Origin of the sequence: Flavobacterium sp. NG2 (assembly GCF_034119845.1) — a bacterium.
Taxonomy (GTDB): domain Bacteria; phylum Bacteroidota; class Bacteroidia; order Flavobacteriales; family Flavobacteriaceae; genus Flavobacterium.
Window position 1 is genome coordinate 3088513 of the sequence record NZ_CP139420.1, and the last position, 12726, is coordinate 3101238.

General features: G+C 33.4%; 12 protein-coding genes. 6 read left to right on the forward strand and 6 right to left on the reverse strand.

Going from position 1 to position 12726, the window contains the following annotated elements; all coding sequences use genetic code 11:
• Positions 1-24 precede the first annotated feature (24 nt).
• The 5 genes from SLW70_RS12485 (at position 25) to SLW70_RS12505 (ending at position 4135) form a co-directional block, all read left to right on the forward strand.
• The gene (locus SLW70_RS12485) at positions 25-597 is read left to right on the forward strand and encodes a Crp/Fnr family transcriptional regulator (RefSeq protein ID WP_320888764.1); all 573 of its coding nucleotides are present in this window, start codon (positions 25-27) and stop codon (positions 595-597) included.
• A 90-nt stretch (positions 598-687) separates the two neighbouring features.
• Positions 688-1365 carry a type 1 glutamine amidotransferase domain-containing protein gene (locus tag SLW70_RS12490; protein WP_320888765.1) on the forward strand — a complete coding sequence of 226 codons (678 nt, stop codon included), beginning with the start codon at positions 688-690 and terminating at the stop codon, positions 1363-1365.
• 7 nt (positions 1366-1372) lie between these two features.
• Complete coding sequence (locus SLW70_RS12495; protein ID WP_320888767.1) at positions 1373-1861, forward strand: heme-binding protein; 489 nt, start codon at positions 1373-1375, stop codon at positions 1859-1861.
• A gap of 23 nt (positions 1862-1884) precedes the next feature.
• On the forward strand, positions 1885-3411 hold the full coding sequence (locus SLW70_RS12500; RefSeq protein WP_320888768.1) for a Dabb family protein: 1527 nt from the start codon (positions 1885-1887) through the stop codon (positions 3409-3411).
• Between the two features lie 286 nt (positions 3412-3697).
• Positions 3698-4135 carry an Hsp20/alpha crystallin family protein gene (locus tag SLW70_RS12505; RefSeq protein ID WP_320888770.1) on the forward strand — a complete coding sequence of 146 codons (438 nt, stop codon included), beginning with the start codon at positions 3698-3700 and terminating at the stop codon, positions 4133-4135.
• A gap of 154 nt (positions 4136-4289) precedes the next feature.
• On the opposite strand, the gene SLW70_RS12510 is transcribed toward SLW70_RS12505, so the two are convergent.
• On the reverse strand, positions 4290-4565 hold the full coding sequence (locus SLW70_RS12510; protein ID WP_414458256.1) for a winged helix-turn-helix transcriptional regulator: 276 nt from the start codon (positions 4563-4565) through the stop codon (positions 4290-4292).
• Positions 4566-4723: 158 nt separating this feature from the next.
• On the opposite strand from SLW70_RS12510, the gene SLW70_RS12515 reads away from it, so the two are divergent.
• On the forward strand, positions 4724-5236 hold the full coding sequence (locus SLW70_RS12515) for a VOC family protein (protein WP_320888772.1): 513 nt from the start codon (positions 4724-4726) through the stop codon (positions 5234-5236).
• Between the two features lie 686 nt (positions 5237-5922).
• Here SLW70_RS12515 and cmk read toward each other — a convergent pair.
• From cmk to SLW70_RS12540, 5 genes are all read right to left on the reverse strand, one after another.
• Positions 5923-6612: a (d)CMP kinase gene (gene cmk, locus SLW70_RS12520; protein ID WP_320888773.1), complete on the reverse strand. Its 690-nt coding sequence runs from the start codon at positions 6610-6612 to the stop codon at positions 5923-5925.
• A gap of 7 nt (positions 6613-6619) precedes the next feature.
• Positions 6620-7639, reverse strand: coding sequence for a type IX secretion system protein PorQ (porQ, locus tag SLW70_RS12525; RefSeq protein ID WP_320888775.1), 1020 nt, complete (start codon positions 7637-7639; stop codon positions 6620-6622).
• A gap of 163 nt (positions 7640-7802) precedes the next feature.
• Positions 7803-10253, reverse strand: a complete 2451-nt coding sequence (gene lon, locus SLW70_RS12530) for an endopeptidase La (protein WP_320888776.1) — start codon at positions 10251-10253, stop codon at positions 7803-7805.
• Between the two features lie 184 nt (positions 10254-10437).
• Positions 10438-11757 carry an MFS transporter gene (locus SLW70_RS12535; RefSeq protein ID WP_320888777.1) on the reverse strand — a complete coding sequence of 440 codons (1320 nt, stop codon included), beginning with the start codon at positions 11755-11757 and terminating at the stop codon, positions 10438-10440.
• 118 nt (positions 11758-11875) lie between these two features.
• Positions 11876-12691 carry a M48 family metallopeptidase gene (locus SLW70_RS12540; RefSeq protein WP_320888778.1) on the reverse strand — a complete coding sequence of 272 codons (816 nt, stop codon included), beginning with the start codon at positions 12689-12691 and terminating at the stop codon, positions 11876-11878.
• Positions 12692-12726 lie beyond the last annotated feature (35 nt).

Consider the following 12726-nt stretch of genomic DNA (forward strand, 5'->3'; position numbering starts at 1 on the left):
GTTTTTACAGTTCAAAATAACCCAATGATAAACGATTTATTAAAAGAAAACATCACCAAAAACATTTCATTTTCTACCACTGAGTTAGAAGTGTTTTGCCGATATTTTTACCCTAAAACGATTAAGAAAAAGGAATTTCTGCTAGTGCAAGGAGAAGTCTGTAAGTTTGAAGGTTTTGTATTAGACGGTTGTTTTAGGATTTTCACAATCGACAAAAAAGGAAATGAAAACACGCTCTATTTTGCCGCTAAAGATTGGTGGATAATGGATATTGATAGTTTTATGAATCAATCAAGCTCTGATTTAAATATTCAAGCTTTGGAAGACAGTGAAGTCCTTTTGATAAATAGAACTGATAAATTGGCTTTATACGAATCCATGCCTGTTGTAGAAAAACTGTTTAGAGTCATGTCTCAAAAAGCTTTGGTTGCTTGGCAAAGAAGATTGATTCGAAACCATAGCCATACAGCAAAAGAACGCTATCTTTATTTTATAGAAAACTACCCCAACATCGCCTCAAAAATCAACGACAAACAAATAGCAAGTTACCTTGGAATTACTCATGAATTCCTAAGTAAAATCAAAAAAGGCAACTAAAATAAAATTCCGTTTTTTTATAGAGTTGAACTTGTTCAACTATTTTCTCATAAGGTTTTACAAATTTTGTACTATAAAATTTTAAACTAAATGAAAAACGTATTATTTGTTTTAACAAGCCACTCAGAATTAGGAAACACTGGAGAAAAAACAGGTTTTTGGATAGAAGAATTTGCCTCTCCCTATTATTATTTAATTGACAACGGAATTAAGGTAACACTAAGTTCTCCTAAAGGAGGCCAACCTCCTATTGACCCCAAAAGTAATGTACCAGATTTTCAAACACCAGCAACCATCCGATTCAATGATGATAAAGAACTACAATGCAAATTGGCTAAAACCTTAGCTCTTGAGACTGTAAATCCTAACGATTATGATGCGATATTTTACCCAGGTGGTCACGGACCACTTTGGGATTTATCCGAAAACAAAACTTCGATTGCTCTTATTGAAAGTTTTTACAAAGCCCTAAAACCTGTAGCAGCTGTTTGTCACGCACCTATAGTTTTGAAAGAAGCTAAAGACAGTAATGGCACACCATTAGTAAATAAGAAAAAAGTAACGGCATTTTCAAATTCAGAAGAAATGGCCATTGGTTTAGACACGATTGTTCCTTTTTTGGTTGAAGAAGAATTGAAAAACAAAGGCGGATATTTTTCCAAAGGGGAAGACTGGGAATCTTATGCTATTGAAGACGGTCATTTAATTACAGGACAAAATCCGGCTTCCTCCCTAGCTGTTGCACAATTATTATTTAATCAATTATAAATAAGAGATGAATTCACTTAAACAATTAAAATTTTGTATTGTTGTATTTACAATTGCATTATACACCCATTCAGTACAAGCACAAATTACAAACGACATTAGTCATGAAGAAGCATTTAAAGCTTTACTAACAGCAAAGAAAAAAGCAGAAGCGTCCAAAGTACCTGTAAATATTGCTGTTGTAGATGCTGGTGCCAACTTAAAAGCGTTTCTCCGTATGGATGGATCATATTTAGGTAGTATTGATGTAGCCATCAAAAAAGCAAAAACGGCTCGCTACTTTGACATCGACACCGGAGATTTAGGTAAACTAACCCAACCAGGAGGGATTATTTATAACATCGAACTCTCTAATAATGGATTAATCTCTTTTCCAGGAGGGGTGCCTATAAAAAATAAGGAAGGCAAAATTATTGGTGCTATTGGAATAAGTGGTGGTACTATTGAACAAGATCACGAAATTGCAACAATTGGAGCCTTATCTGTAATTGAATAAGGCTACTCATAAAAACAATAATGATGAACAAGATTAAAAAAAATATCCTATTAGGTTTTTTATTGCTATCAACCATTTGCATCGCTCAAACGATTGACAATCCAATACTCCAAAGGCAGGATTTCAAAAACACTACAAACAACACAGTAACCGTCACAAACTATAAAAAAGGAAATACAAATTACCTTTATGCAGGAGGTGACAGCGGAACAATTGATGTTTTTTCTATCGATAAAGCGGGAACTTTGACTGCTGTGAGTAACCATAAACTTACTAATGACAAAGGGCCTGCAAGGGGGCTTGTTGCAGATTCGGTTGATGGTAAAGACTACCTATTTGTAGGGAATAAAGGTGCTAATGCTGTTGAAGTATTTAAAATTCAAAACGATGGTTCTCTCAACCGCGTTTTTGTAGTTAACGATACTGACCAAACTCATTTAGGCGTAGTCATCACTTTACAAGTGGTACATATGAAGCAATCGTCCTATCTTTTTGTTGGCGGATTAGAAGACAATCCTGGATTAAGCTCTTTCAAGATAAATAGTAACGGATCATTGACTCATATTCAGTCGCAAAAAGACGACGATAAAATTCATACCGATGGTATTATAGGAATGTTTACCCATAAAATAAAAGATAAAACGTTTTTATATACTGGCGGTTTTCAAGACAATGGCGTTAGTAGTTTTAGAGTATACGAAAATGGAACCTTCAAAAATATAAACAATATAGATGACAACACTACTGATAGATATCTTACTGGAACCTATCCTGTAACAGGTATTACATTAGGAGGAAATCACTATGTAGTTGTGGGACATAGGCACCATAAATATTACAAAAGAGGTAATTTTATCAAAAAGAAAGATTTTGTATACCATGGTGATGCTGTGAGTGTTTTCAAAATAAATAACAAAGGAGCACTTATCCCTCACTCTACTCTAATTGATGATGATAAGACAATGCTTTCTGGGCAAACAAGAATAGAAATCCTAAGGATTAGTGATAAAGAAGCTATTGTTGCGGTAGGAACTAGAGACGACGAAAGTATTCAACTGTGTAAATTAGACGCCGCTGGAATTCTAACTCCTTTACATTATTTAAAAACGGGATATCCAATATATTATGGTTTGAGCTCTTTAAAAATTGACGAGAATCTTTTCTTTGTCGCTGGCTCAGTTAGATTTGATACTAAAAAATTAGTTAGCTATAAAGTATCTCCTGAAAACACGAACACTAATGGAAAGGTTTTAAGACATATAGTTAACCTGAAATTCAAAGAAAATACAAACGAAAAAGAAGTTAGCGAGGCACTTTCGACTTTTGAAAACTTAAAAAATAAAATTCCAGAAATCCAGAATTTAGAATGGGGATTAAACGACAGTACAGAAGGACATAGCAAAGGTTTTAAGTATTGTTTTACCATTACGTTTAAAGATGTTCATGCAAGAGAAATATATCTTTTTCACGAAGCCCATTTACAATTGGTAAGCAAAGTAGGCCCGTTACTAGAGGATGTTTTTATTATGGATTATTGGACTAAGGAATAATAAGTTTAAAGGAGTTATTTCAGGACGGGACACAAAGTAAAAATCTACCCCTCTTTAAATCTTTTTTAAATGAAGGGTGTTTTTTATTCCCATCGATAATTCCTCCTGTACTTTATTAGTACAAACTGAAAAAATGTCATTTTTTTCTAAAAATTTAATAAAATTTTAAATAAAACAACATCTTATTTTTCTCTACAACTTACTTATTGTCATATTGTTAGCTATGGCATTTTCTTTGCGGATTATTAAGTAATTAAAATGATGTTTAACTTAAAAATTTATTATTATGACAATTGTTAGATACCAAAATCAGTTTCCTAGTTTATTTGACAGATTTTTTAATAATGATTTTGACAGTTGGAATAGAGACAATTTTTCAATGACAAACACAACTTTACCTTCTTTGAACATCAAAGAAAATAGTGATGCTTTTTTTGTTGAAGTTGCTGCCCCTGGATTTGAAAAATCAGATTTCAATATTGAACTGAATGATGATTTATTAACCATATCTTCAGAGAAGGAAGTCAAAAATGAGGAAAAAGAGGAAGAAAGAATTACCAAACAAGAATTTAGCTACCAATCTTTTACTCGTTCCATAAGACTACCAGAACTAGTTGAAGAAGATAAAATTCAAGCCAAGTACGACAACGGAATTTTATCAATTACGATCCCAAAAAAAGAAGAAGCTAAACCAAAACCTATAAAAAAAATAGCAATTAAATAATTTGCGTTTCTATAACAACAAAAAACACACAGCTGAAAGTTCATAGATTTGGTAAGCAGACGTAAAGTCTGTATGGTTTTAGCTTTTGTTTAGCCACAGACCTGCCTCGGTAGATAGGTCTGTGGCTTTTTTTATCTTAATGAAAGAAGAAAACTTAATTAGAAATATCCTCTAATCCCCATTTATCCAAACTTCTCAAAATAGCTTCAAGTGATTTTCCTCGTTCAGTTAGTTCATATTCTACTTTTGGTGGCACAACGGGGTATATTTTTCTGGTAATAAGACCATCTTTTTCAAGTTCCCTCACTGTTTGAGTAAACATTTTATTAGAAATTTCAGGAATCATTTTTTGTAATAATCCAGAGCGCAAAGCTCCATCTAATAAATGGAACAAAAGAAGAGGTTTCCATTTGGTACCAATCAAATTCATTGTATAATGCAAAGGACAATTTGTTATTTTACTCAAAATATAATCATTTAAACCATTGATATTCTTAAATTTACTCGTTTTGGTAACTATACCACAATTTGGTAAGTTATTGTCATTAAGGCAAATATAGTCTAATTTTGCAATCTAAATTATATGATATGACAACTAATACAAATTATCCAAAATCATTTTCGCATATTGGAATCACCGTTCCCAGCATTCATCAAGCAGTAAAATTCTATTCAGAAGTAATGGGATGGTATGTTATTATGGAGGCTTCCAAAGTAAAAAAAGAAAAAGAAACAGCCATCGGTCAAATGTGTATTGATGTATTTGGGGAAGATTGGGAAGAATTTGAGATTGCACATCTCTCCACTTCGGACGGAATAGGTGTTGAATTGTTTTCGTTTCCAAATGGTGTAAAAGAAGCGCCAGAATTTAATCCATTTAATACGGGTCTATTTCATTTTTGCGTACAAGATCCTAACATTGAAACTTTGATAGATAAAATTGTCGCTTATGGTGGAAAACAAAGAATGCCTATTAGAGAATATTATCCTGAAGATAAGCCTTTTAAAATGTGCTATGTTGAAGATCCTTTTGGGATTGTTTTTGAAATCTACACACATAGTTATGAACTGACCTATTCATCAGGTGCTTATGCAAAATAAACTGTTATAGACTAAAGATGGAATTTTCAATGGTCAAGATTAGTTTTTTTTTATTTGCCACAGATTTAAAGAAAGTGGTCGGACTTTGACAAAGAGTTGCTAACTTGGAAAAAGACCACAAATTACACAAATTAGCACAAATTCAAAAATGTATTAAATTGAATTACACAAATTTCTAATTAATATCAAAATTATTATCTGCAAAAATCTGCCAAATCTGCGTGCTTATTTTTTGCACGCAGATTTACACAGATTTTTTTTAATAGAAATATTTGACAAACACACATTTAGACAAAGAGTTAGATAGAATTAAAAAGATTAAAAAGATTAAAAGGATTAAAAGGATTAATCTGTGGCTAAATTTATAAAAGCTAATAACTATTGTTATTAAACATATTTAACTCCATAAATCGGGACATTTGAATTTTTGTTCCGATTTTTTTATTATCTAATTTTTGTTGTGTACTCGACTTTCGCCCCAGACCGCAGCGGCAGCCCCGAGAATTTGATGGCTATTTTTTACAGCCGATAGAGAGCGACCGGAGGAAGCTCCTCTAGTGGCTAGTAAAAAAAGCCAGCGAATGGAGGGCTATAGCGGAGTGCTGGAATTGGCGCATAAAAAAACCTTTGAAAATACAGTCTTGCGAATGAATTTAAAAAGGTCTTTTATTTATTTGAGGTAACTTTTAGCTATTTGCTTTTTGTACTAAGTCTAAAACTAAGGCCAATTGCTCTTCTCTTGTCATGTTTGAATTATCGATTTCGATAGCATCAGCAGCTTTTATAAGTGGCGAATTGTCTCTATGGGTATCAATATAATCTCTTTCGACCACATTATTGAATACTTCGTCATAACTCACGCTATCCCCTTTTGCGACCAGTTCGTCATAACGCCTTTGTGCTCTAGTGGCTGCACTTGCAGTCATATAAATTTTAAGTTCGGCATCTGGAAATACAACGGTACCAATGTCTCTACCATCCATTACTATTCCTTTGTTTTTGCCCATTTCCTGTTGCTGCTCGACTAGTTTTTGACGCACTTCGGCCAACTCGGCCACTTTGCTTACAAAACTAGAAACTTCGATGGAACGGATTTCTTTTTCAACATCTACATCATTAAGTATCATTACGGCAAATCCCAACTCAGGCTTAAACTGAAATTGCAAGCGAATATAAGGCAAACTATGACGCAACGATTCTTTGTCAAAAAAACCATCGGCTATATAACCGTTTTGCATCGCAAAAAGAGTTATAGCGCGATACATAGCCCCCGTATCCACGTACACATATCCTAACTGACTCGCCAATTGTTTGGCTAAGGTACTTTTTCCTGTAGATGAAAAACCATCTATCGCTATGGTAATTTTTGAACTCAAACTGTTGTTATTGAAAATTAATGGTCAATCCAAAAAGACTCGTATTTCCCGCCAATGTATATCTAGAATAAGAATAATTGAATTTTAATTTATTCATTTTTAATCCTAATCCTACCGACAATCCAGAAAATGTGCGTTGTTCAAGAATTTTTAATTCTTGTGCTCTTCTGAAATTGTAACTCAATCTTAAATTAAAGGCTTTTTTAGGAAATAATTCTGCTCCTAAAATCACGTGTCTAAAGGTGTTTCCAAGAAAGGAAACTTTTTCTTCTGTAGTCTCACCATCAAAAGAACTCTCTGCTCTCACAGGATTTGAAAAAGAGATATTCCATTGTTGTAAGTTTTCCAAGGTAAGGTGCCAGCGTATTGGAACATGTTCTAATTCCTGAGATACACCAAAAATTACCTCCATAGGCAATTGCTCTCTAATCCCTGAATAAGTCGTAAACTGAGTTCCTATATTTCGAATTGCCAACGCCCAATTGACATCATTTTTTTCATCAATATAAATGGCACCTAAATCTATTGCTCCTCCCAATGAAGTATAGGTTTCTAAACTGGAAGAAATAAACTTAGCATTAGCTCCCAAGTGCAACGTAGTATAAGGAACATTATAAGAATACCCACCTGAAATGGCTATTTCACTACCAGTAAATGAGTTCGTTTGCTGACCATTTTCATCATATCCATCAAAATCACCGTAATTGATATAATTGACACCAGCATGAAAAGTTTGCAGATGGCGGTCATAAGTATAGGCATAAGAAGCGGTACCATAAGTGACTTCTCCAAAATAACTTCCGTAATTGATCGCGAGATGATTGTGCATATCAGGATTAATGGATGCGGGATTAAAAATCCCTTGATTCACATCTTCATCGTAAATAGTAATTATCTTTCCACCTAGCGCAGCTTGTCTAGGAGAGGTAACCAAATTTAAAAATTGATAAACACTCTTACCTCCTATTTGAGAATAGGAAAAAGAACAAAAGAATAAAAACAAAAAAACAATCTGCCTTTTAAACATGCTAAATATGGTTTTAATAAAACGCAGTTGCGAAGATAAAATTAATATGCAATAATTACTTGCTTTTTTATTGAAAATCAAATAATAATAAAGAAACCAAAACTAGACCTTTGAATTTGTAGTCTAATTTTGGTTTTATATAAAAAATAATGCAAACTATAAGTTATAGTTTTTTAGCATTTTTTACTTTTTGATTTGTAATAGCAATTTCCAATACCTCATTCATCTCCTTGACATAATGAAAGATAAGACCATCTACGTATTCCGGTTTGATTTCATCAACATCACTTTTATTTTCATGACATAAAATTAATTCTTTAATATTAGCTCTTTTGGCAGCTAATATTTTTTCCTTAATTCCACCTACAGGAAGCACTTTACCTCTTAAAGTAATTTCACCAGTCATGGCAATATTTTTCTTTACTCTTTTTTGGGTAAATAAAGAAACTAATGAAGTCAACATTGCAATTCCCGCACTTGGACCATCCTTGGGCGTTGCTCCTTCTGGCACGTGTAAATGAATGTTGTATTTGGTTAAAATTTCAGGATCTAAACCTAATAATTCGGTATTAGCTTTTATGTATTCCAAGGCAATTGTCGCAGATTCTTTCATTACTGTACCTAAGTTCCCTGTGATTGTCATCCCTCCTTTACCTGGAGAAATCAAAGACTCAATAAACAAGATATCTCCTCCAACACTAGTCCAAGCCAAACCGGTAACTACTCCAGCCACATCATTTGATTCGTATTTATCTCTTTCTAAACGAGGTACACCTAGAACTTCAACAATGTCGGCATCAGTTACTTTTTTATTATACTCTTCCTCCATCGCAACTGATTTAGCAGCATTACGAATTACTTGAGCAATCTTAGCTTCCAAGCCACGAACCCCAGATTCACGAGTATATCCTTCAACGATTTTTTCTAATTGTTTTTTACCAATAGTCAAATCCTTGGACGTTAATCCGTGTTCTTTTAATTGACGTGGAAACAGGTGCTGCTTGGCAATTTCTACTTTTTCTTCAATCGTATAGCCAGACATCTTTATCACCTCCATACGGTCGCGTAAAGCAGGCTGAATCATCGACATATTATTTGAAGTAGCAATAAACATCACTTTAGATAAATCATAGCCCAATTCAACAAAATTATCATAAAAAGTGCTGTTTTGCTCAGGGTCCAAAACTTCCAACAAAGCAGAAGACGGATCTCCTTGATTGCTATTGGATAATTTATCGATTTCGTCCAACACAAAAACAGGATTTGAGGTTCCAGCTTTTTTCAAACTTTGGATAATTCGACCTGGCATAGCACCAATATACGTTTTTCTATGCCCTCTAATTTCTGCTTCATCACGTAATCCTCCAAGAGAAATACGGACATATTCTCTACCTAAAGCTTCAGCTACAGAGCGTCCAATAGAAGTTTTACCCACACCTGGAGGTCCTGTCAAACAAATGATTGGCGATTTCATATCGTTACGCAATTTTAAAACTGCCAAATGCTCAATCATTCTCTTTTTCACCTCTTCGAGTCCAAAATGGTCTCTGTCTAATATTTTTTGTGCTCTCTTTAAATCAAAATTATCTTTAGAGAATTCATTCCAAGGCAATTCTAATAAAAGTTCTAAATAATTTCTTTGAATCCCAAAGTCTGGTGCTTGTGGATTCATACGACGCATTTTAGATAGTTCTTTTTCAAAATGTTTTTGACATTTTTCGTCCCATTTTTTAGTTTTGGACTTCGCCAACATTTCGTCCATTTCCTCTTCCTGAGATGTTCCACCCAATTCCTCTTGGATAGTTTTCATCTGTTGGTGCAAGAAATATTCTCTTTGTTGTTGGTCTAAATCAAAGCGAACTTTAGATTGAATGTCGTTTTTAAGTTCCAATTTTTGCAACTCAACATTCATGTATTTCAAAGTCTCTAATGCTCTATCTTTAAGGTTGTTAATCGCTAGTAAGTCTTGTTTTTCTTTAACTGATAAATTCAGATTTGAAGTCACAAAATTAATTAAGAAAGACTGGCTTTCAATATTTTTTATTGCAAAAGTAGCTTCGCTTGGAATATTTGGGCTCTCTTTGATAATTTGAATCGCTAAATCCTTAACTGATTCTAAAATCGCCAAAAATTCCGAATTTTTACCTTTAGGTTTCTTCTCTAGAATATCTTTGATATTCGCAGTCATATAAGGCTCTTCAGTAACAATCGATGAAATTTCGAATCGTTTTTTACCCTGTAATATTACTGTAGTATTTCCATCAGGCATTTTTAGAACACGTAGAATTCTAGCTACGGTTCCAATTTGATGGATATCATTTTTTGTAGGCTCTTCAACATCTTCGTCAATTTGAGCAACTACACCAATAATTTTTCCTTCAGCATTTGCATCATCAATTAATTTAATTGATTTATCACGTCCTGCAGTAATAGGAATAACTACACCTGGAAATAAGACCATATTTCGCAATGGAAGAATAGGAATCGTTTCAGGCAATACTTCATTCATCATTTCTTCCTCATCTTCAGGAGTTAGTAATGGGATTAATTCGGCTTGAGAATCGATCTCTTGAAGTGACAGATTGTCAATAGTACTTATTTTATGATTTGACATATATGTAATTAAGTCATTTTGTCACCAAACAAAAAAATATTTGGAAACAAAGTTAATAGATATGGTGTTTTATATAACTGATAATCAATTGATAATAATTTACCCCGATTACCTTGATGTATTAAAGTCAATCATTATGCCATAAACAAAATGATACATCTATGCTTATTCTAATTTAGTAAATTTAGTGCTCTTTTTTGGGGATTTTATTTAATAAAACCACTGCAATGATAAAAAAGAAAGCTAAAAATACAATTGCTAATCTAGGGCTACCCGTAATTTGGTCTATTAGTCCGTAAACCAACATTCCTATTACAATTCCAATTTTTTCAGCCACATCATAGAAACTAAAAAAAGAGGCCGTGTCCTTCGTTTCAGGTAATAACTTTGAATAGGTTGAACGAGACAACGATTGAATTCCTCCCATGACAAGTCCAGCTATAGTAGCCATGATATAAAAATGTATGGGCAAAGTGATGAAGTAAGCCAGAATGCAAAACACGATCCATATACAATTGATTCCTATTAAAGTGGGTATATTTCCCCATTTATTAGAAGATCGAGAAGTTAAAATAGCTCCTAAAACAGCTACAATTTGTATCAATAAAATACAAATAATCAACCCAATGGTGCTTTCCTCTTTTGAAGACCATTGAATTTCTTGTGCTCCAAAATAAGTTGCTACTAACATCACTGTTTGCACCGCCATAATTGATACAAAAAAACTTTTTAAATACGCTTTTAAGCGAACATTTTCTTCTAATAATAACCAAACTTTTTTAAGCTCCTTAAATCCATTAAAAATAATGGCTTTGGTTACTTTATGCTGCGAATTATTGTTTCCTTTTGGCAAATAATAATACGAATATTGGCTGAATAAAACCCACCACACTCCTACCATTACAAAGGAATAGCGCATGGCTTTCATTGATGCCTCACCTGCGGTTCCTGTAATACCAAAAAGTGTTGGTTTCATTATCATCGTTAGATTAATAATCAACAAAACAACGCTTCCAATGTATCCTAATGAATATCCTTTGGCACTAATTTGATCTTGTTGTTCAGGAAAAGCAATGTCTGGCAAATAGGAATTATAAAAAACCAAGCTCCCCCAATACCCTATTAAGCCTAAAAAATAAAATCCTAAACCTAAATATATGTTTTCCAAATCAAACCAATACAAACCCATACAAGACAAAGCGCCTAGGTAACAAAAAAACTTCATAAATGATTTTTTGTTACCTACATAATCAGCAATTCCAGATAATAAAGGAGAAATGAAAGAAACCACTAAAAATGCAGTAGCCGTAATGAAACTAATCAAGGCCGTATTTTTGAGATGTAAACCAAAAACATTTATATAATGATCATCATTTGAAAATAAAGCTTCATAGAAAATAGGAAACACTGCCGAAGCAATTGTAAGTGTGTAAACCGAATTAGCCCAATCATAAAAAGCCCAAGCATTCAATAACTTTTTATCTCCTTTTTGTAAATCATTCATAAAATTATTTTTAACGAATTTATTATTTTTTAATTTGATTACAACCTATATTCCTTAAAAAATAAAAAGCCAATTCTTTCGAATTGGCTTCCTGATAAACTATCCTGTTTTTTTTTATTTATTTGAAAACAACTCCAAATTTAGCTGCAATAGCTTTTGCTTCAGGAACCATTGCTTTTAAGTTAGCAATTCTAGTCGCATCAGATGGATGTGTACTTAGCATTTCAGCGGGAGCTTGTCCATTTGAACCTGCAGACATTCTTGTCCAGAAATTGATTGATTCCTCTGGATTATACCCTGCAATTGCCATCAATACTAATCCAATCTTATCAGCTTCAGTTTCATGACTACGGCTAAAAGGTAACATCACTCCTACTTGAGATCCCATACCGTAATATTGTTGCCACATCGCTTGTTTTTCAGCACTTTGACCACCTGTTGCAACAGCAACACCTACAGCACCTAGCGATTGTATTTGTGAAGCACTCATACGTTGTGCACCGTGATTAGCTAATGCATGTGATACTTCGTGTCCCATAACCGTTGCTAAACCTGCATCATTTTTAGCTATAGGCATAATTCCAGAATAAACTACAATCTTACCTCCAGGCATACACCAAGCATTTACTTCTTTATTATCTACTAGTTTGTATTCCCAACGGTAATCTTTTAAATATTCCGTTTGCCCAAGAGATGCTAAATATCTTTCGGCAGCACTTTTAATTTTAAGACCTACCGTTTCAACTTTCTTTGCATCAGTTGTTCCAGTAATCACTTTGTTTTCTTTCAAAAACTCACCGTATTGTTGAAAAGAAGATGGAAACAATTCACTATTTGAAACAAAATTCAACGTTTTTTTTCCTGTAAGAGGATTAGTTGCGCAAGAAACCATCAAACCGATAGTACAAATACCTATAAATAAATTCTTTTTCATTGTTATATATTTTATTACAAAAATAAACTATTTGA

Coding starts and splice junctions, on each gene's coding strand:
- SLW70_RS12500 (WP_320888768.1), top strand. CDS start 1,885: ATGAACAAGATTAAAAAAAATATCCTATTAGGTTTTTTATTGCTATCA.
- SLW70_RS12485 (WP_320888764.1), top strand. CDS start 25: ATGATAAACGATTTATTAAAAGAAAACATCACCAAAAACATTTCATTT.
- SLW70_RS12540 (WP_320888778.1), bottom strand. CDS start 12,691: ATGAAAAAGAATTTATTTATAGGTATTTGTACTATCGGTTTGATGGTT.
- lon (WP_320888776.1), bottom strand. CDS start 10,253: ATGTCAAATCATAAAATAAGTACTATTGACAATCTGTCACTTCAAGAG.
- SLW70_RS12515 (WP_320888772.1), top strand. CDS start 4,724: ATGACAACTAATACAAATTATCCAAAATCATTTTCGCATATTGGAATC.
- SLW70_RS12495 (WP_320888767.1), top strand. CDS start 1,373: ATGAATTCACTTAAACAATTAAAATTTTGTATTGTTGTATTTACAATT.
- SLW70_RS12490 (WP_320888765.1), top strand. CDS start 688: ATGAAAAACGTATTATTTGTTTTAACAAGCCACTCAGAATTAGGAAAC.
- porQ (WP_320888775.1), bottom strand. CDS start 7,639: ATGTTTAAAAGGCAGATTGTTTTTTTGTTTTTATTCTTTTGTTCTTTT.
- SLW70_RS12535 (WP_320888777.1), bottom strand. CDS start 11,757: ATGAATGATTTACAAAAAGGAGATAAAAAGTTATTGAATGCTTGGGCT.
- SLW70_RS12510 (WP_414458256.1), bottom strand. CDS start 4,565: ATGAATTTGATTGGTACCAAATGGAAACCTCTTCTTTTGTTCCATTTA.
- SLW70_RS12505 (WP_320888770.1), top strand. CDS start 3,698: ATGACAATTGTTAGATACCAAAATCAGTTTCCTAGTTTATTTGACAGA.